At 59.0% G+C, this 948-nt stretch carries 1 pseudogene; it reads right to left on the reverse strand.

Annotated features, from left to right (window positions below):
• A pseudogene (locus HV773_RS36525) lies at nt 1-877 on the reverse strand (IS3 family transposase); the annotation flags it as partial.
• Nucleotides 878-948 lie beyond the last annotated feature (71 nt).

The following is a 948-nucleotide window of genomic DNA, read 5'->3' on the forward strand; positions in this document are numbered from 1 at the left end:
AAGGCAATTTCGACCTTGTGATGGTAAGCCCACAGGTCCATAACCTGACTAGTAAATTCCGAGCCGTTATCGCACAACAGCGTGCGCGGTGTTCCACGCCTGATACGCAGTTCCTCCAGCACACGCACGACGTCCGACGCTCCCAGCCGCTGACCAACGTCGATTGCCAGCGCTTCGCGCGTGAAGACATCGACGATGGTCAGCGCACGAAATCGCTGACCGCCTGCCAGCTGGTCCGCAACGAAGTCCAGACTCCACGCGTGATTCGCCACTGTGGCCCTGGCGCGGGCGGGGCGACTCATTTGTGCCCGTCGTTTGCGGTTCGGCCTGTAGCGTAGTGACAGGCCTTCTTCCCGATACAAGCGATACAGCTGGTTTTTGCTGACCTGATAGCCCTCCCGTTGCAACAGCACACGAATCTTGCGGTAACCATATCGCACACGGGTCGCCGCGATTTCGCACATGCGCTGGCGCAGTGCCGTCTGCGGGTCGCGATGACTTCGATATTGATACACCGAGCGCGACAACGCCACCAGGCGGCAGGCCCGGCGCTCCGCAACTGCGTACGTTGACTTCAGATAGTCCACGATGCTGCGCCTCGGGGAGGGCTTCACCACTTTTTTTTCAAAACGTCGGTCAGCATCGCCTTGTCCAGCGTCAACTCGGCAACCACCTTCTTCAACTGGGCGTTCTCATCCTGAAGCTGCTTCAACTGGCGCACCTGGTCCGTCTGCAGTCCGCCGTACACCTTCTTCCAGCGATAGAAGGTCTGCTCCGAGATGCCCACGTGACGAATCAGCTCAGCCACTGGCATGCCCGCTTCGGCCTGCTTCAACACAGCCACAATCTGCTCGACACTGAAGCGTTTGCGTTTCATCGCACGGCTCCTTTCCTTCGAAAAGTCCGCCGAAAACTCGCTTACATCATGGCACTGTTTACCGGGGGCCG

This window comes from Paraburkholderia caffeinitolerans (assembly GCF_902859945.1).
Classification (GTDB): domain Bacteria; phylum Pseudomonadota; class Gammaproteobacteria; order Burkholderiales; family Burkholderiaceae; genus Paraburkholderia; species Paraburkholderia caffeinitolerans.